The organism is Sodalis sp. (in: enterobacteria), assembly GCF_051710625.1.
Classification (GTDB): domain Bacteria; phylum Pseudomonadota; class Gammaproteobacteria; order Enterobacterales; family Enterobacteriaceae; genus JBPESN01.
Window position 1 is genome coordinate 24,394 of record NZ_JBPESN010000018.1, and the last position, 18,365, is coordinate 42,758.

14 protein-coding genes and 6 pseudogenes are annotated in these 18,365 nt (G+C 55.8%); 8 read left to right on the top strand and 12 right to left on the bottom strand.

What is annotated here, in order from left to right; all coding sequences use genetic code 11:
- Positions 1–54: 54 nt before the first annotated feature.
- Positions 55–640: pseudogene (gene nudK, locus ACTBDU_RS06980) on the top strand (GDP-mannose pyrophosphatase NudK).
- A gap of 156 nt (positions 641–796) precedes the next feature.
- Here nudK and ACTBDU_RS06985 read toward each other — a convergent pair.
- The 6 genes from ACTBDU_RS06985 to ACTBDU_RS07010 all read right to left on the bottom strand — a co-directional run bounded on the left by ACTBDU_RS06985 (position 797) and on the right by ACTBDU_RS07010 (position 5,231).
- Entirely contained in the window at positions 797–1,315 is a 519-nt protein-coding gene (locus tag ACTBDU_RS06985; protein ID WP_438805980.1) for an ankyrin repeat domain-containing protein, read from the bottom strand.
- On the bottom strand, positions 1,306–1,764 hold the full coding sequence (locus tag ACTBDU_RS06990; RefSeq protein ID WP_438805981.1) for an ankyrin repeat domain-containing protein: 459 nt from the start codon (positions 1,762–1,764) through the stop codon (positions 1,306–1,308). The genes ACTBDU_RS06985 and ACTBDU_RS06990 overlap by 10 nt, the downstream gene beginning before the upstream one ends.
- A 1,176-nt stretch (positions 1,765–2,940) precedes the next feature.
- Positions 2,941–3,264, bottom strand: coding sequence for an ankyrin repeat domain-containing protein (locus tag ACTBDU_RS06995; RefSeq protein ID WP_438805982.1), 324 nt, complete (start codon positions 3,262–3,264; stop codon positions 2,941–2,943).
- Entirely contained in the window at positions 3,261–3,653 is a 393-nt protein-coding gene (locus ACTBDU_RS07000) for an ankyrin repeat domain-containing protein (protein ID WP_438805983.1), read from the bottom strand. Before ACTBDU_RS07000 ends, ACTBDU_RS06995 begins: the two co-directional genes overlap by 4 nt.
- Positions 3,650–4,567, bottom strand: coding sequence for an ankyrin repeat domain-containing protein (locus tag ACTBDU_RS07005; protein ID WP_438805984.1), 918 nt, complete (start codon positions 4,565–4,567; stop codon positions 3,650–3,652). The genes ACTBDU_RS07000 and ACTBDU_RS07005 overlap by 4 nt, the downstream gene beginning before the upstream one ends.
- A 457-nt stretch (positions 4,568–5,024) precedes the next feature.
- Complete coding sequence (locus ACTBDU_RS07010) at positions 5,025–5,231, bottom strand: hypothetical protein (protein ID WP_438805985.1); 207 nt, start codon at positions 5,229–5,231, stop codon at positions 5,025–5,027.
- A gap of 1,851 nt (positions 5,232–7,082) precedes the next feature.
- Between ACTBDU_RS07010 and ACTBDU_RS07015 the strand changes: the two are divergent.
- Together ACTBDU_RS07015 and ACTBDU_RS07020 are read left to right on the top strand one after the other, a co-directional pair.
- Positions 7,083–7,274, top strand: a pseudogene (locus ACTBDU_RS07015) (ankyrin repeat domain-containing protein); the annotation flags it as partial.
- 39 nt (positions 7,275–7,313) lie between these two features.
- Positions 7,314–8,078 carry an ankyrin repeat domain-containing protein gene (locus ACTBDU_RS07020; RefSeq protein ID WP_438805994.1) on the top strand — a complete coding sequence of 255 codons (765 nt, stop codon included), beginning with the start codon at positions 7,314–7,316 and terminating at the stop codon, positions 8,076–8,078.
- Positions 8,079–8,326: 248 nt separating this feature from the next.
- On the opposite strand, the gene tkt is transcribed toward ACTBDU_RS07020, so the two are convergent.
- The 4 genes and pseudogenes from tkt to hemF form a co-directional block, all read right to left on the bottom strand.
- The gene (tkt, locus tag ACTBDU_RS07025) at positions 8,327–10,321 is read right to left on the bottom strand and encodes a transketolase (RefSeq protein ID WP_438805986.1); all 1,995 of its coding nucleotides are present in this window, start codon (positions 10,319–10,321) and stop codon (positions 8,327–8,329) included.
- 66 nt (positions 10,322–10,387) lie between these two features.
- A pseudogene (gene tal, locus ACTBDU_RS07030) lies at positions 10,388–11,291 on the bottom strand (transaldolase).
- 227 nt (positions 11,292–11,518) lie between these two features.
- Complete coding sequence (locus ACTBDU_RS07035; protein ID WP_438805987.1) at positions 11,519–11,974, bottom strand: YaiI/YqxD family protein; 456 nt, start codon at positions 11,972–11,974, stop codon at positions 11,519–11,521.
- Positions 11,975–11,978: 4 nt separating this feature from the next.
- Positions 11,979–12,893 (bottom strand): oxygen-dependent coproporphyrinogen oxidase, encoded by a 915-nt coding sequence (gene hemF / locus ACTBDU_RS07040; RefSeq protein WP_438805988.1) that lies wholly within the window; start codon positions 12,891–12,893, stop codon positions 11,979–11,981.
- A 265-nt stretch (positions 12,894–13,158) separates the two neighbouring features.
- Here hemF and ACTBDU_RS07045 point away from each other — a divergent pair, with 265 nt between their 5' ends.
- Entirely contained in the window at positions 13,159–13,584 is a 426-nt protein-coding gene (locus tag ACTBDU_RS07045; protein ID WP_438805989.1) for a GNAT family acetyltransferase, read from the top strand.
- A 42-nt stretch (positions 13,585–13,626) separates the two neighbouring features.
- On the opposite strand, the gene ACTBDU_RS07050 is transcribed toward ACTBDU_RS07045, so the two are convergent.
- Complete coding sequence (locus ACTBDU_RS07050) at positions 13,627–13,773, bottom strand: hypothetical protein (protein ID WP_438805990.1); 147 nt, start codon at positions 13,771–13,773, stop codon at positions 13,627–13,629.
- A gap of 153 nt (positions 13,774–13,926) precedes the next feature.
- Here ACTBDU_RS07050 and ACTBDU_RS07055 point away from each other — a divergent pair, with 153 nt between their 5' ends.
- The 4 genes and pseudogenes from ACTBDU_RS07055 to ACTBDU_RS07070 all read left to right on the top strand — a co-directional run.
- Entirely contained in the window at positions 13,927–14,592 is a 666-nt protein-coding gene (locus ACTBDU_RS07055; protein ID WP_438805995.1) for an RpoE-regulated lipoprotein, read from the top strand.
- A gap of 271 nt (positions 14,593–14,863) precedes the next feature.
- Positions 14,864–15,887 (top strand): annotated as a pseudogene (gene cysP, locus ACTBDU_RS07060) (thiosulfate ABC transporter substrate-binding protein CysP).
- Positions 15,887–16,871, top strand: a pseudogene (cysT, locus tag ACTBDU_RS07065) (sulfate ABC transporter permease subunit CysT). Before cysP ends, cysT begins: the two co-directional pseudogenes overlap by 1 nt.
- 33 nt (positions 16,872–16,904) lie before the next feature.
- Positions 16,905–17,824 (top strand): annotated as a pseudogene (locus tag ACTBDU_RS07070) (ATP-binding protein); the annotation flags it as partial.
- 322 nt (positions 17,825–18,146) lie between these two features.
- On the opposite strand, the gene ACTBDU_RS07075 reads toward ACTBDU_RS07070, so the two are convergent.
- Positions 18,147–18,317 (bottom strand): hypothetical protein, encoded by a 171-nt coding sequence (locus tag ACTBDU_RS07075; RefSeq protein ID WP_438805991.1) that lies wholly within the window; start codon positions 18,315–18,317, stop codon positions 18,147–18,149.
- Positions 18,318–18,365: the final 48 nt, after the last annotated feature.

Below are 18,365 nucleotides of genomic sequence, written 5' to 3' on the forward strand. Positions count from 1 at the left end.
ATTAGGTTATGATCATTTTCACGCTATCCTCCTGAAACAACCATCGGAAAAATTATGTCTTTTAAGATTAAGATCATTGAAAATACGTTGTTATCTCAGCATTGGTTTGTTCTGCGTAAAATTGTTTACGATCTGATAAAGAAGGACGGCGGCAGTCAGCGTCAGATGCGAGAAGCGTACGATCCCGGTAACGGCGCGACAATATTGCTTTATCACCGCGGGAAAAACAGCGTGGTGTTGATCCGTCAGTTCCGCATGCCGACCTATATCAATGGTAATGCCGACGGTATGTTGATAGAAACCTGCGCCGGGTTGCTGGATGAGGATTCCTCCGAAGAGTGTATCAGGCGCGAAGCGATGGAAGAAACCGGATTTGCGATCGGCGCCGGGGAAAAACTGTTTGCGGCTTATTATGTCTCCCGGCGGCGTCACCGAGCTGGTGCATTTCTTCGCCGCCGAATATGACGATACTTCGCGCCGCGGCGAAGGCGGCGGGGTCGAGGACGAAGTTATCGACGTCTTGGAAATATCTTTCCCGGAAGCGCTGGCGACGGTGTGGGACGGCCGCATTTGCGACGGCAAAACCATCATGTTATTGCAACAGGCCCAGCTTCGCGGCTGGTTGTCGCCGGCGGACTAACCACCGCGCCGCAAACGCTGCCCGGCGCAAGGCGGTCAATGTCAACGCGTGGAAGGGTTGTCTCTCCCCGCTGCTGCTACGGCTGCGCTAGTGTAGTTTCCGATAGCGTCGATCGCGATGCTCAAGGATCAAACGAACGATTTGATCATGCCCTTGCTATAAAGCACACATTGCGGGGGTTAAACCGGCATGATTTGTCTTATCGACGTCAATGTCTACCGTCTGTAATAAACGCCGCGCCATTGGCGTCCTGCCATTGTGGGCCGCTAGATGCAAGGCGCTGTCTCCCGCCTTATTAAGCGCGTTTACTGCCTCATTGCCCTGTGCCACCAGAGCGCTGATATAGGACAGGCGCCGATGCTGCACCGCCAGATGCAGCGCTGGATTTTTCTTTTTTATCGCCAATATCAGCGTCGTCATGCCGTTCTGATCCTGGCGGTTCACATCAATATGCAAGTCGTTGAGCAGTAGCGCCTGCCGATCTACCTTACCCTTATCGGTGGTGCACATCAGGGGCGTGACTCCGTCCCTATCGGCGCGATTAACGTCAATATCCTCCCGGCAGCGCAATGCGCCCATTGTGGCGATCCGGCCGGTATCGGCGGCCAGCCACAGCGCGGTCCGATTCTGATGGTTGACGCTATTGACATCGATTTCCGCCACATTCAAAAGCATCTGACACACCCTGGCGTCAACGTGGTGTACTGCATACACATCAGCGGCGTCCAGGCGCCGTTATCCGCTTGATTGACGGCCTTCTTGCAGTAGGCTGCCATCGTTTCCAGCACGGCAAGATGGCCCGACATGGCGGCGAGATGCAGCAGCGTTTCCCTGTTTGGCGTGATTACCGACAGACTGGCGTTGTGGGTGAGCAAAATATTGACCGCCTCGGCGCGCCCGTTGCGCACGGCATGTTGCAACGCCGTAAAACCATGGGCATCTGGTGTGTCAATGGCGGGGCGAGAGCGCAGCCAGGTGTTAACGCGTGATGTCCCACTGTTCTGCCGCTTCCGGCAGGGATAGCGGGAGGGGAGCTGCTGGGGTATGCCCGCATGCCAGCGTACCCCTGGGCGACAACGTGACGTCTCTTGCAGAGGCGGCGTAATCCGCGAAGGCCGCCACATTTCCTCATCGTAACGCTGGGCATTGCGGCATTTCTTGCGCGGCGTGGGGCGCTGGAGTTGCTGTTCGATGGGGGCCGGCCGGGGGGGTCGATCTTAACACCGGCAGCCTGATACCGACTCAGGCCGGCTGTCGGAACGACGAGGGGCGAATGCCCCACGGCGCTTCGCTTGGAAAGGGCTCAGGCACCAAAGGGTCGGGCAACGATGATGGCGCCGGCGCCGTTCGTAAGCCGTGTATGGCCCTACGCCCCGCGGGTAGTGCGTTTGGGGCATTGTGTGGGCGTCAGGGGCGGCTGCCACGGCGCTAAGTTGGTTTAGCAGCAACAGACTTATTATGACTATGGGAATCGGCAAAGACGGAAGGGCGTTTACTTGCCGGGTCCCCTGGCAAGACGACGTTCGGCGGCAGTTTTTTTTGGCGGCGGGCGGTGGGTGGAGGTGATGTATGGCCTATATGGTGGCGATAGGAAGATAATCCATTTAACATATATTCTCCTATTAACGTTTCATGTTATTTGCGTTGTGCGTATTCAGGTTGCGGTAAATGTCCGGGCACTATATCGCAATTTTAATGCCCGCTGATGCATTAACTTCTTTCTTATGGCGACCAGGGGCTCGGCGAGAATAAATAATAATAACATCGTCCGCCAAAGATAATATGGCTGCTGGCGCAGCCAAGTCATGACGGCGGGGAAATGTACGTGGTTCGTACCCGTCGCTCTCTCCGCCCGTCTGGCCCCGGCACCTGAGGTGCCCGCCATCGCTGCAAGGGGATCCCAAAACCGCGCCGGTAGAAATTTTTTTGCATTTTCATGCACGCGCAATAGGTATCAGGCGATGGCAAATGGCTATCTCGGCGCTTGCTTAATTGTCTGGGAAGAAATATACGGCCATGCCGCGATGGCTTATTTTTTCATAGCAAAGTGGCAATTGTCGTTAATCATGTCTGAGGTTAATGCTAGCGCAAAGGCTAATAAATCATCGGCCAGCTGAGCATATTGTAATCAAAAAGCGTACGCGATAACGATAATGCAGCTCTGCTGGTCAATTAGCTTGTCCGGCGAGAGAGGTAATTGACCTAGAAACGGCCTGCCAGGGAACACGGCGGCGTACCGCCGTTTCTGGTCTGACGGCATAAGGGGTCACCGTAACGGTGCCTCGCCGGCGTCGTACCGATCAAGCCACTGCGCGATACGCGGATATTGCCCGTGCTGCGCCATTGTCAAGGCTGTGCGGCCGGCGTTGTCCTTCTAGTGGATGTTGGCTCCCGGCACCGACAACAGCTGTTGCACCGCCTCGGTGTCCCCTTTCCACCGCCAGCGATAGGGCGCTCATCCCGCTGATATTGCGCAGGTTCAGCGCGGTGCCGGGGTGCGTCAACAGTTCGGCTATCACCAAGGGGTGGTTGCCCTGCGCCGCTCGCATTAACGGCGTGAAGCCCAACTGATCCGCGCGATTGATTTCGATACCCGCCTGACCCAGTAAAATCTGCACGGTCATCGCATTACCGCGCTTCGCGGCGTAGGCCAGCGCTGTGGCCCGCGCCGATCTCGCCGGTTCACGTTGACGCCCGGCGCGCGCAGCAGATTGATGACATTTAAAGGGATATCGCTCTCGACCGCCCGCATCAGCGCGGTTTCGCCAAACGCGTCAGCGGTATCCAGGGCAATGCCGGGGGCATTCAATAACCGCAGCAGACACAGCAACCGGTCCTGGCTGACGGCCAGGCTAAGCGCACTCAGGCCGCCGTCACAGGACGAATTGACGTCAAGAAGCGGATTTTTGAGCAGTTGATCTACCAACTCGGCATCGTTGATCTCCACCGCGCTCATCAGCGGCGTAAAGCCGGTAAGATCGGCATCATTGACGTTAATATTTGGCAATTTCAACAAGCGGAGGGCGAGGTCGCGCCGTTCAAGCGACAGGGCATTAAATCCCAGATGATTGCGCTGGTTATAGTGTCAATTCCTGGTGCCTTCAGCAGGGCCTCCACGCAGCGGCGATGATTGTTGCGGACCGCCAACAGCAGCGCACTGTCGCCGTCGTGACGCGGCGCATCGATGTTGCAGCCGGGCGCGGAAGCGATGGTGCGCACGATACTGGCCTCGCCGTTCTCAGCGGCTATCATCAGCGCCGTTATACCTTGTTGATTGGCAAAATTGATAGCGATGCCCGGTGCCGCCAGCAACAGGCGTACCATCCCTCTTCGGCCGTGCTGTGCGGCCTGAATCAGCGGCGTATGCAGGTTCAGGTCGGAAAGATTGACTTTAATGCCCTTCGCCTGGAGCAGCGTTTGCAAAATGGCGGGATGATCTTCATTGGTCGCCCACAGCAGAACGCTGGCGCCGGTGTAGTTCATCCGATTGACATCAATCGTCGGCGCGGCCAGCAGCAGCAGCCGTACCGCTTCGTGATCATGACGAATCTCGGCCATCATTAACGGTGTCAGCCCTTCGTTATTGCCGTTATTAACCTCAATGCCCGGGGTGCGTAGTAGGGCGGGAAGCATGCCGGTACGTCCCCTGCGTGCGGCAATGGCCAAGGCCGTATTGCCGGTGAGATCGCGCAGATTAACATCGAGCCGTGACTGGCGCCGCAATGCATGGGCTACCTTGGCATGATTGAGTTCCAGCGCATACATCACCACCAGATTCACCCGGTGTCGAAGCGATAAGACAGCATCGTCCTGCGGATCGAGCCGGTGATGCTGTAGCAGTAGGGTAAATATGGTCTGCCTTTGCGCCTCGTGCAGCGCGGGCGCACCGTTTCTCGGCGACGCCGGAGTCTCGTGCTGCGGCTTCACCTGTACAGTTACGGTGGTTACCCTTTTCGGCGCCGGGGACGTTAGGCGGACTTTATCGCTTTGGGGCAGAGAGTCCCAAGAGGGGGGGCTGCACTGAAGGAGAACGCGGTACTAAAAGTAAAAGGAGGGGACATTGTGCTGGAAGGTAAGGCTGCGCTGGCAGGGGATGTTACGCTGAAGGGGGACGCCGAATGAGTAGAAGACCTCCCGTTAGCAGGGAAACCCGTACCGGCGGAAAGTCCGCCTGCAGGGGCGAACGCTCTCGACCCCGGGAAGGGCGTGTCTAAGTCCTTCGCCGTGGGCGTCGTCGCTGCTGGTTGGGGGAATCGCGCTACCCCGGGCAGATCCAGCGTCAGCGCACGCACCCGCCATCGCCCCGCCCCTGGCTGAAGAGGGCGCGGTCCGCCGGCGGACCGCGCCTGGGCGCCTTCAGCGCGACCGGGCGACGTCCGAGCGCTTATGACAGTTGTAGCTGTACCGACAGGAGCGCCAGAATAAAAATATTCGCCATGGCTTTATGATAGCCGCTATGATTATCGCGATGAGCACATTTACCCACCGAAGACCCGCGCGACCGCTTAACGCTTTTCGGCGAGTGGCTTGTTTGCAAATCATTATGATAATTCCCAATACTTTTACGATGGCGGTCAATACTGGTAGGCATAAGCGTTTTCCAGAATATTAATGATTAGGACGCAATTAAATGGCTGACAGGCGTCATCAATGAAACGATTATATTTTCTCATTACGCCTCGCTGGACGACCAGCGTGGCAAATATACGCGCTCTATACCTGTACCCGACAGCGATCGTTGCGCTGCAGGCGGTGCCCCCGGGCAGCCACTACCTAGCATAACCCGCGGCGATAAGTGGCGTGATGAAGGTGTTGTACCATCGGCTCTGTTGGTTTTAATAAAATTATTGGTAATAAATTAAGCGTCAATTACCGAACCCGCTTCAGCGGCTTTACACTGCATCCACGCATGAATGTACTAACGCATCAACGCGGAATGTCCTCGACATTAATGAAGTTACCCCGCGCCTTGTCAATAATAAATCAAATTTTTACGGCATTAATCGATTCGTTTAGCATAAAATCTGCTATTACTGCCAGTGAATAAAAAAGACGATCATTATTCAAATTATCTTAATCGGCTAGCGAAAATCGGACGAGCAATGTTGATGGGCGCCATGACGATATCTCATGCCCCCGCCGTCCAGTGGAAACGTCCCGGCAAAATGACGCCCCGGCGTTTTGCAACTTAGCCTGGCCTTGCTCAACCTATGCCGATGAGGGTCAGCTTTTATCCCCCGGGCATTGCCGGTAAAACCCTGCGGCGATTATTGGCAGCGCCGATTTCTGACGCATTGTCTGCTTCGCAAAGTGTAAACGCTGTTTATCCTTTATTGTTCATCGCCATCAATGAGAATAAAAATAGCGGCGTCCGCCGGTTTATTTCTCTCTGTCTCAATATGGCTGTCAATAAGAAGACGGTTCTGATATGTATGCGCAGAAGTTTTTTCTAGGAAACTAAGACAAAATAAGTAAAAAGTTAAAGTCATTAAATTTAATGATGAATTGAAGTAAAATATAAACAATTTTCGGTGTTTTGTTGCCGTTGTTTTTCATCATTTCTCCGAGCTAATCCGCTATTATTAATGGCGAAAATAATCTCTTTTGTTGTGTGCTGTTATATCATTTTCTTTATTGTTCGCGTGGAAAGGTGTTAATTCACCCCGGAAGGCGATAATTAAGATATAGTTCCTGCTTGTTAGCGCATTCGATAGCTAATAAAACCAATTGTTCCCTGTCAATAAAGGAGAGACATGATGATTACAGAAATAACGTTATACCGCCGTCAGATTGGTAGCCACCATAACCGCCAATTACATCCGGGTAATGCGCAGCGCAATTCCGCGGCCAGAAATGACGCAAATAATTCCCGTACTGCGCCATTGCGGTGTAGCTATTAATAATAGGCTTGTTGCTCAGCAACCAGATAGGTCTGGCGCTGACCGCCTCCTCCCAGCGTTACGCGAGGGCAGCATGACCCTCCACCGCGCGGTGCTGGCGCGTTGCGCACCGTCAAACAGATAAGCACAGCGCCTCCCCCCGAGCAAAAGTTTCGCACCCGCGGCATCCGCCTTGGGCGCTGGACGCACGCCAAGGCAACCCGTATTTCCCTGCCGGTCCAACCGGGACCACGTGCTTAACCTTCTCCCACGCCCGGACGAAGCGCAAGCGCCGCCGGCATGCGCCGCTGCACAAAAAAACGCACGACATACAGGACTTCTGAGTCGGTCTATGTTATTGGTTGTGAACATCTATCAGAACGTCTGAATCTGACTCTCCCCGCATCGCAGTGCAAAACCGTTACCGCGTCGCGTTGTCGGTCCCGGCCACGCGCCGAGGCAGCGGCTTCCGCCGTGACGTTACCTCTCTCTCTCGCAAGCCGCCAAGGAGGGGGGTGTCGATTGCGTTGATGCCTGCTTAACGCGCGGGCAGCGCCGTCAACCAACTTGATGAAAATAAATACACGCCGCTACAGTTGGCCATAAATAATGGCCACCTCGTTGTGGTGGAGCGCTTACTGAACCATAACGCCAGCCTCTCGGTTGTCACTCAGGACAGGAACGCCACCGTACTACATTTGGCTGCACGCGCTGGTTGTCCCGACGTGTTGACCCTGCTGGCTGATGTTGCCAAGGACTATATCAATCAGAAAGATAGCTGGGGCTGGACCCCATTGATGATTGCCACTCAATGGCCCGACCCCACACTGTGCTCAATTCTGCTTAATGTCACGGGAATCGATGTCAACCTCACTAATGCTTATCATCAAAGCACCCTGTGGCTGGCGACCGCCTATGGCAAGAAGGGGGGCTTTGAGCCGCTACTTCAATGTGAGGATGTCGACGTTAATATTGCTGATGTAAACGGCTCCAGGCCGCTGATGGAGGTGGTCAGAAAGGGTAAAAATTACCGCCTAAACCAACTTCTTAATAACCCAGGGATAAAGATTAACCTGCAAGATAAATGGTACAAAACTGCGCTAATGCTGGCGATCGAACACAACAAGACGGTAATGTTTGACACTTTACTCGCGACTAAGGGACAAAATACCGGCCTCCAGAACCTTTTTGGCGAAACGGTGCTGCATAGGGTGGTGAAATCGGGCAATTTACCTTTCGTTCAGAAACTGATGGCAAAAAGTCCTGACGACATTAACGCGACAGATGATGACGGCAACACCGCGTTGTCTATGGCGGCCTGTGCTGGCAACCAGACCATCGTCGAACAGTTGCTCACGGCAGAAGGCATCAACGTCACGGTTAAAAACCGCACCGGGGAAGATGCCCAACATTGCGCCGTTTCTCAGGGCCATATCAACACAAATAGGGTGATTGTTAACTATATAATTCACCACAATATCAGCTCCATCGACGCCGGGGAGGCCGACGACGAGATTGCCATAGATCTGCGTGGGGTGACCCGGGCGCCGTTGATGTAAAGCGCCCGCATTGTGCCGGCAACCTGCGCAATACAGAGCGGCCCGCGCTGTTGTGTCGGCGAACGGCGCGCATTAAGGGAAACCCGGTACGGCGAATGCGGTCTCGGCGGCGTGTCACAGCGTTGGTGAGCAATACCTCGGGAATACAGGGCGCAACGGCCAAGGGGATACTAGGTGCAACGGAGTAAGGGGATAAGACACAAAAACGCCGGTACACGAGGGTCGCCGGCGTAAGGTGAGGCGAAGTCTTACTTCAACAGCGAACGCGCTTTGTTCAGTACGTTCTCTTTGGTGAAGCCGAACACCTTGAACAATTCCTCCGGCGGCGCCGATTCACCGAAGGTGGTCATGCCGACGATCTGCCCGTCAAGGCCCACGTACTTATACCAGTAATCGGCGATGCCGGCTTCGATAGCAACCCGAGCCGTCACCGCTTTTGGCAGCACCGATTCGTGATAAGCGTCGTCCTGCGCATCGAAAACGTCGGTAGAGGGCAGCGATACGACGCGCACTTTGCGGCCTTCAGTCTGCAACTGCTCATAAGCGGCTACCGCCAGCTCCACTTCCGAACCGGTCGCGATGAAGATCAGTTCCGGCTGTCCCTCGCAATCTTTCAGCACATATCCGCCGCGGGCGATATCCGCCAGCTGCTGTGCCGTGCGATCTTGCTGCGCCAGATTCTGACGCGACAAAATAAGCGCGATAGGACCGTCGTGGCGCTCGATGGCTTTCTTCCATGCAACCGCGGTTTCCACCTGATCGCAGGGACGCCAATTGCTCATATTCGGCGTCATGCGCAGGCTGGCCAACTGCTCGACCGGCTGATGTGTCGGGCCGTCTTCACCCAGACCGATTGAATCATGGGTATAAACCATGATGTGGCGCGCTTTCATAAGCGCCGCCATGCGCACCGCATTACGGGCGTATTCGACAAACATCAGGAAGGTAGCAGTATAGGGCACAAAACCACCGTGATGAGCGACGCCGTTACCGATAGCCGTCATGCCGAATTCGCGTACGCCGTAGTGGATATAATTACCGGCAGGATCGTCAGCAATCGAGGTGGATTTCGACCAGATTGTCAAATTACTGGGCGCCAGATCCGCCGAGCCGCCTAGGAACTCCGGTAGCATGGGGCCAAAGGCTTCCAGTGCGTTCTGCGAGGCTTTACGGCTGGCGATCTTTGCCGGCTTGGCCTGGAGCTGTTCAATGATTTTCTGGCTTTCCGCCTGCCAATTCACCGGCAGCTCACCGTTCATACGGCGTTTGAACTCGCGCGTCAGTTCAGGGAACGCTTTTTCATAGGCGGCAAATTTATCATTCCAGGCCGCTTCTTTCTTTTTGCCCGCCTCTTTCGCGTCCCAGCCTTGGTAGATTTCCGCCGGGATGACGAAAGGCGGCTCGTTCCAGCCCAGCGCTTTGCGCGTAGCAGCGATTTCATCGTCGCCTAAAGGCGCGCCGTGGGCGCCGTGGGTGCCGGCTTTGGTCGGTGCGCCAAACGCGATGACGGTTTTACACATCAGCAGCGACGGTTTATCGGTGACGGCGCGGGCGTTTTCGATGGCCGCCTTAACGGAGTCGCTGTCGTGGCCGTCCACGCCGCGTACGACATGCCAGCCATAGGCTTCAAAACGGGCGGCGGTGTCATCGCTGAACCAGCCTTTGACGTCGCCGTCGATGGAAATGCCGTTATCGTCGTAAAACGCCACCAGTTTGCCCAACTTCATCGTGCCGGCCAGCGAGCAGACTTCATGGGAAATGCCTTCCATCATGCAGCCGTCGCCGAGGAAAATATAGGTATGGTGATCGACAATCTCATGGCCGGGACGGTTAAACTGCGCCGCCAGCGTGCGCTCGGCGATCGCCATACCGACGGCGTTGGCAATCCCCTGGCCCAGCGGCCCGGTGGTGGATTCCACGCCATCGGTGTAACCGTATTCCGGATGTCCCGGGGTTTTGGAATGCAGCTGCCGGAAGTTTTTCAATTCTTCCATCGGCAGATTGTAGCCGGTGAGATGCAACAGGCTGTAGAGCAGCATTGAGCCGTGGCCGTTCGACAGAATAAAACGGTCGCGATCGGCCCATTTCGGATTGGATGGATTATGGTTCATGTAATCGCGCCACAGGACTTCGGCGATATCCGCCATGCCCATCGGCGCACCGGGGTGGCCGGAATTGGCTTTTTGCACGGCATCCATGCTTAACGCACGGATAGCGTTGGCAAGCGCTTTTCTTGATGTCATTAGATGCTCCAAAGGTTACAGTTTTGCTGCCAAAAGATCTTCCAGGCTTTGTTGGTCAACCGCGAACTAACAGATACCTTCGGCCAGTTTGTCCACGGCCATCGCATCCTGGTTATGTTCCCAGCGGAATTCCGGTTCAGACAGCGGGGCCGGCTGATGAAAACCTTCGGTGGAGGGAGACAGTTTGCGTTCAACGCGCGCGTCGGCTTTATGCAACTCTTCCAGCAGGGCGGGGGAGATGGTCAGGCGATCGCAGCCGGCCAGCGCCAGAATCTATTCGACTTTACGGAAGCTGGCGCCCATGATATCGGTTTGATAACGGTGCTGTTTATAATAATCGTAGATTTTGCGCACTGAGACCACACCCGGATCCTCGTCCACCAGGTACGGATCGAGCGGTTTACGCTGGTTATACCAGTTATAAATGCGCCAGACGAACGGCGAAATCAGATATACACCGGCTTCGGCGCAGGCGCGCGCGCCTGGGCGAAAAAGAGAACAGCAGCGTCAAGTTACAGTTAATCCCTTCTTTTTCCAGTTCTTCAGCGGCCTTAATCCCTTCCCAGGTGGAGGCCAGCTTGATGAGAATGCGGGATTTATTGATCCCCTGTTCCTGATACAGGGCAACCAGTTTGCGGGCCTTGGCCACACACATGCCGCGATAGGAGGAGAGGCGCGCATCCACTTCGGTAGAGACACTTCCTAGTACGCTTTTCAAAATCTCCACGCCGATATTGACCGCCGATTTGTCAGAGGCGCTGATAATCTGGGTTTCGCGGGTGCCTTCCTGTTTGCGGGCATAGGCCAGCGCATTTTCAAACAGTGGTTGATAGGCGGTGAGGCTGGCGGCTTTCAGGATCAGGGATGGGTTGGTGGTGGCATCTTGCGGCGCATAGTGGCGGATGGACTCGATGTTTCCGCTGTCGGCCACGACGGTGGTAAATTGTTTCAGGCCTTCTAACTGGTTCATTTCTCTACTCCATGAATTGAATACTATCACCCGCATAAGTGACGGTTAACTTTAGGATAACACTGCATCAACAAGACGTAGAATGAAATACGCTTTTTCTGATTATTATGATAACTCTAATCGATGGCCGCGCAGAAGGCAGCGACCGGATGGCCGGCCGGCGCTGTTGCGTAAGGTCAACAATCTACTTTATCTTCTCATAAATAATTGTGAAAGAGTGCTCTATATTAACGCCGTGCCTGAACCTGGTGCAGCCATTTATCCAGCTGGCGCGCAAATTCCTGGCGCTCGCGTTGCCCGAGCGGCGGCGGACCGCCCGTTTGGATGCCGCTGCCGCGCAGGGTATCCATAAAATCGCGCAGGGTGAGTTTCTCGCGGATCGTGGCCTGCTGGTAAAGTTCGCCGCGCGGGTTAAGCGCCAGCGCCCCCTTTGCCAGCACTTCCGCCGCCAACGGAATGTCAGCGGTAATCACCAGATCGCTCGCGGCGGCGCGTTTGACGATCTCGTTGTCCGCCACGTCGAAACCGGCGGCCACGCGCAGCGTGCGGATAAAGCGTGACAGCGGCACCGGCAGCGATTGATTGGCGACCAGCGTGGTCTGTATCTCGTGCCGTACTGCGGCGCGAAACAAGATCTCTTTTATGACCCGCGGACAGGCATCGGCATCCACCCAGATTTCCATGATGTTACTCCTTAAGCCAATCGCGGGCCGGCAAAAAGTCGCGATATAGCGCGGCCTCGGCGCCGTCGGGCGCCGGATCATAATGATATTGCCAGCGGGCCAGCGGCGGCATCGACATCAGAACTGATTCGGTGCGGCCGCCTGATTGCAGACCAAATAATGTGCCGCGGTCCCAAACCAGATTAAATTCGACATATCTGCCGCGGCGGTAGAGCTGAAACTGCCGCTCGCGCTCGCCCCAGGGATGGGACTTGCGCCGCTCGACGATGGGCAGATACGCATCCAGATAGCCTTGGCCCACAGCACGGCAAAAGGCAAAAGCCTCATTGAAATCGGGGGCGGATAAGTCATCGAAAAACAGCCCACCGATGCCGCGTGCCTCGTTGCGATGCTTGAGAAAAAAATAATCGTCACACCAGCGCTTATAACGGGGATAGACCGCGTCGCCGAACGGCTGGCACAGCGCCTGTGCAGTGCGGTGCCAGTGGACGGCGTCCTCATTGGAACCGTAAAACGGCGTGAGGTCGAAACCACCGCCAAACCACCATATCGGTTTTGCCCCCGGTTTTTCGGCGATAAAAAAACGCACATTGGCATGGCTGGTGGGAATATAAGGATTTTCCGGATGCACGACCAGCGATACGCCCATTGCCTGATAGGAGCGCCCCGCTAATTCCGGCCGGTGGGCGGTAGCGGAAGCCGGCAGGGCGCCGCCGTACACGCGCGAGAAATTGACGCCGGCCTGCTCAAAGACCCGACCCTGGCGCAATACCCGCGTTCGTCCGCCGCCGCCTTCGTCCCGCTGCCAGAGGTCTTCATGAAAAACAGCGCCGCCATCGGCGGCGGTTAACGCAGCGCAGATGGTTTCCTGCAGTGCCAGTAGATAAGCGTTGATGTGTTCGATATCCGGTTGGTCCATCGCGAAAATCCCTGTAGGTAAGCGGCGAAAAGGTGAGGCCAGGCCAGTATAACGCCGGCGGGGCCGTAACACTAACCGTTGCGGGCGAAAACGGCGCTTCCAAGGGCCGCTTACGCCTTCACTATGAACAACAACGGCGATGTAGAGGGAATTCGAGCGAAAAGGGGCGAAATAGTCATAAACTGCCCCAGAGTTATTTGCCTTCATCGTAAATAACGTGATAATCAGCTAAATCATTCATTACTCTGCACCGGCGGCGGCTATTATGGAAATTCGGGTATTTCGTCACGACGATTTTGAAGAGGTGATTACGCTTTGGGAACGCTGCGATTTACTGCGGCCGTGGAACGATCCCGAAATGGATATCGAGCGTAAGCTGAACCATGATCCCGATCTTTTTCTGGTAGCGGAAGTGGCCGGGGAAGTCGTAGGGTCGATAATGGGGGGCTATGACGGCCACCGCGGCGCCGCTTATTATCTGGGGGTCCATCCGGATTATCGCGGGCACGGCATCGCCAACGCGCTGATAAGCCGCCTGGAAAAGAAACTGATAGCCCGCGGTTGCCCCAAAATCAATCTGATGATCCGCGGCGATAATGATGCAGTGATCAGCATGTACGAAAAACTCGAATACGAAATGCAAGATAGCGTGCTGCTGGGCAAACGGCTGATTGAAGATCAAGAGTATTGAGGCAGGGCGACGCCGGCGGGGCGGCGGTGTCGCCTATTACGCTTACTGTTTTTGCAATTGCTGAACGTTGACCGTTTCCCCCTGCGGGCCTTTATGCAGCGTACCGCTTACGATGATGAGATCGTCGGGGGCGGCCAGAACGCTGGGGCTGATTAAAGCCATAAGCAGCGCGAAAGTAGTTTTCTTCATCCTGACTCTCCTTATTATCAATCTAATTTGTCTGGCTGCGGCCGGCCAGGGATAGTAACATCCTCAGATTAAGGCCATGTCGATACCCTTTTAAGCATGGCACAGCGACGCCGATTTGCGAGCCGGCGCCGTCTTGTTATTCAAGGAGAAATGATGAAGTCGTTCCGTTCATTAATCATCGGCCTGCCCCTTATGCTGGCTGGATGCTCAACGCTATCCGGCCTTTCCTGGTCAAGTTTTTCCCCTTTCCATTGGTTCGGCGAGAGCCGCAAGGTGCGCGACCAGGGTGTCGGCGAAATCACCGCCGCCACGCCGATAACGCAACCCGCCCTGGAGAAGGCGCTGGACGGCGATTACCGGCTGCGCGGCGGTATGGAAACCCGCAACGGCGAAATTGTCAGCGTTTACCAGGCGCTTGCCAAGGATCAGGTCAAACTTACCGTTTACGGGCCGTCGTCCGGCCGGGTTACCGGCGTGGTCGTAACCGATGAGGCTATCGAAAGCGCCTGGGGCGTCAAGATCGGCACGCCGTTCAGCGCAGTTTATCAGAAAGCCTATGGCGCCTGCAGCAAGGGCAGCGGTGAGGATCGCGATGCAGTCGTCTGTCAGGCGCCGCAAAGCAGTCATGTCAGTTATGTGTTCAAGGGCATCTGGCACGGGCCCGAATCGCTGATGCCGGCCGATGACCAACTGCGGACCTGGCAGGTAAATAAAATCATCTGGCGCGCCTCTGGCGCGCTCGACAGCGTCGGCCGCGGGCTGATGCTCTCTGCATGCCAGCCGGGCATGCGGCGTTTTCAGACGTCGGCCGCGGGCTGAATGTGCCTCCTGTCGACCGCGTGGCGGGATGCTCAAGCTTAGACCCTCGGCTAATGTTCCTTTCGTTGACCCCACACCGCGACGACCCGCAACCTTCCCGGTCCGCGAGTCTGGCTGGCTGCTTCCCTGCCGCGCAGGCCGCTGCCTTATGCCTTTTGTGACTTGCAAATCACCAATCGATATATAAAAGCGTTACGGGTTATCCCCTCGTTATAAATAAACTGTAAGACTCTCGGGGCGGCCTTTTTATCCATCACCATCAGGACACAACATGACCTTTACGCTTTTTTCCGGCCGGGCAAGACACATTTGCGCCGTAGCGGCATTGCTGGCATGCGGACAGGCACAGGCCACCACATTGCTTAACAGCTCCTATGACGTGGCACGTGAACTTTTCGCGGTCCTCAATCCCGGTTTTATCGCGCAGTGGCAGCAGGAACATCCGGGCGACAAACTGATCCTGCGCCAGTCGCACGCCGGCTCTTCCCGGCAGGCGCTGGCCATACTGCAGGGATTTCCGGCGGATGTGGTGACCTATAATCAGGTCACCGATGTGTAGATTCTCCACGATCGCGGCCAATTGATTGCTGCCGATTAGCGTGACCGCTTACCCAATCAGAGTTCGCCTTATTATTCAATCATGGCATTTCTGGTGCGCAAAGGAAATCCAAAAGGGTTCCATGACTGGCGCGATCTGGCCCGTGACGGCGTGCAGCTGGTGTTTCCCAACCCCAAGACCTCGGGAAACGGTCGTTACACCTATTTAGCCGCCTGGGGCGCGATGGAGCAGGCGTTTGGCGGGCGATCGCGCGCGTACCCGCGCCTGGATGCAGAAATTTCTGGCCAACGTCGATGTGTTCGATACCGGCGGGCGTGGCGCAACGACGACCTTCATCGAACGCGGTCAGGGGGATGTGCTGATAAGTTTTGAATCAGAGGTCAACACGCTGCGCGATCAGGCTGGCGCCGGCGACTACGAAGTTATCGTGCCGGCCACGGATATTCTGGCGGAGTTTCCGGTGGCCTAGGTTGATAAGAACGTGGAAAAGAACAGAACCGCGCAGGCGGCGAAAGCGTACCTCAACTATCTCTACAGTCCGGCGGCGCAGCACATTATCGCCGGGTTTTATTATCGGGTAAACGATACACAGATGATGAACACAAACAAAAGCAAATTTCCACAAACCCGGCTGTTTCGTGTTGAGGACATATTCGGCGGCTGGCAGTCGGCCATGGCGACGCACTTCGAGCGCGGCGGCGAACTGGATCAATTATTGGCGACGTGGCATCGCTGATGCTGGCCCTGACCACCAAACGGGTTCTGCCCGGTTTTGGCCTGAGCCGCGGCGGCAGTGTGCTGTTCGTCTGTCTGATCCTGCTGCTGCCGTTAAGCGCGCTGGTCATGCAGTTAGCGCAGATGAGCTGGTCACAATACTGGGAGGTCATCACCGGCCCGGAGCTGCTGGCAACCTATAAAATCACTCTGACTCTGCGCCGGGGTGGCGTCGTTGTTCAATGCGGTGTTCGGCATGCTGATGGCCTGGATCCTGACCCGCTACCGCTTTCCCGGCCGTGCGCTGCTGGACGGCCTGATGGATCTGCCGTTCGCCCTGCCTACCGCGGTGGCAGGTTTGACGCTGGCCACGCTGTTTTCCACCACCGGCTGGTACGGCGGCTGGCTGGCCCAGTTTGGCATTAAAGTCTCCTACACCTGGCTCGGCATCGCCGTGGCGATGGCCTTCACCAGCATCCCGTTCGTGGTGCGTACCGTGCAGCCGGGGCTGGAAGAGCTGGGGCCGGAATACGAAAAAGCGGCCCAAACGCTCGGCGCCGGGCACTGGCAGATATTTCGCCGCGTCACGCTGCCCAATATCCGCTGGGCGCTGCTGTATGGCGTTATCCTAACCAACGCCCGCGCCATCGGCGAGTTCGGCGCAGTATCGGTGGTATCGGGGTCTATTCGCGGCGAAACCTATACCCTGCCGCTGCAGGTGGAATTACTGCATCAGGATTACAACACCGTGGGCGCGTTTACTGCCGCCACGGCGCTAAGCGACGGCGCCGATAAAGCCAGAACGATAGCAGGAAGCGATTCCTACTCCACCGACAAGGGCGCGAGTCCGGTTGCCGTGCCTGGGGGCAGGGGCCGTCGTCGACGGCGCCTCGCCTGCCGCCATCCGGTACGGGGCGCCGGGATACCCGGCGTTTCAACGGTTGGAACGTATTGCCAACAGGCAGGTCGCGGCAGCCGATGGGCAGCAATGTCTGCTGCATTATGACGTTGAAACTTACGCGGGTTGTATCATAATGGCTACAGAAGCAACATCCTTAATATGCCCAGCCCGCTGTTTTGGCTGGGATTGACGGGCGGTTTGCTGTTCAGTTTTCTCCTGGCGTGGAACCTAACTCGCCCGATGCGCCAGCTTCGTAGCGCCTTTGAGCGCGTGTCGCTGAGGTATTTGTCAGTGCACCTGTACCCCGTTATGCGGCGCCGCCACGATGAGATAACCGAAGTAACCAAGGATTTTGACGCCATGGTCGAGCGGCTACAGGTTCTGGTCGCGGCGCGCGAAACGCTATTGCATGACATTTCCCATAAACTGCGCACGCCGCTGGCCCGATTGCAGCTGGCCATAGGACTAGCGCATCAGAACCCGGCCAATGTAGACACCTCTCTGGCGCGTACCGAGCAGGAAGCCGAGCGCCTTGACCGCATGGTGGGTGAGTTGCTGGCGCTTTCACGCGCGGAGCATCAGGGCATGGTGGCGGAGAAGTATTTTGATCTGCTGGGGCTGGTAGAAGCGGTAGTCAATGATGTTCGCTACGAGGCGCAGCTCACCAAGGTCACCATCACCATCACGCTCACCACCCGGCAGCCGGCGGATTATACCGTCAAAGGCAACGCGGAAATGATGCGTCGCGCGGTGGAAAATATTGTGCGCAACGCATTGCGTTTCTCCATGCCGGGGCAAAAGATTGCGGTGACGCTGGCGGCGGAAGATCGCCTGCTGACGATTAGTGTGGCGGATCAGGGCCGGGCATCGCTAGAGAAAAACTCTCCAGCATTTTCGATCCCTTCGTGCGGGTGAATTCTCCCCAAAGCGGTAAAGGTTACGGCCTGGGTTTGGCTATCACCCGAAAGGTACTGTTAGCACACGGCGGATCGGTCGAGGCGCATAATGGTCGCGAGGGCAAGCTGCAAATTCATCTGCGGCTACCGCACTGGCAGTAACCGCTTTCGGGTCGCCCGCGGTTGTCAGGGCTGTGGGGTGGCAATCATTTCTGGACTCTTAAGTTAAACGACGGGTTAGCCGGAAGCCCTTTAATGGCGCGGCTTACAGAGATTTTACAGATTTTGGACTCGTCGCAAAAAAAATGGGCAAAAAATGATTTTTTTTGCACTAAATTCTGGACTTGAATGACTGTGGTTTGAGCAGATTTAAAGGTGGTTTAAACGCCTTTTAAGCATCCATTAGATATATGTAAATTAGGTTAAAGACTATTAGTAAATCATAAAAATAATGAAGTGAGGTAGATAATGGCCTAATCTTTATTTAAGCCGCGCCATTTTTCTTACAGCTTAAGCTTGCCACATCTTCTACTGCACACTTTTCAGATACCGCCCCCTTTTTAGCTTCGTGTAGGCCTATCAGACGTTCTTTTTCTTCTTTTGGAAGTTGGAGTAACAGGCTATCTAAGTTATCTTTACGTCCTGATAACGCCAATACACCCTTTCCCCCTTCTTACAAATCAGGCATTATTAATGCCTCTAA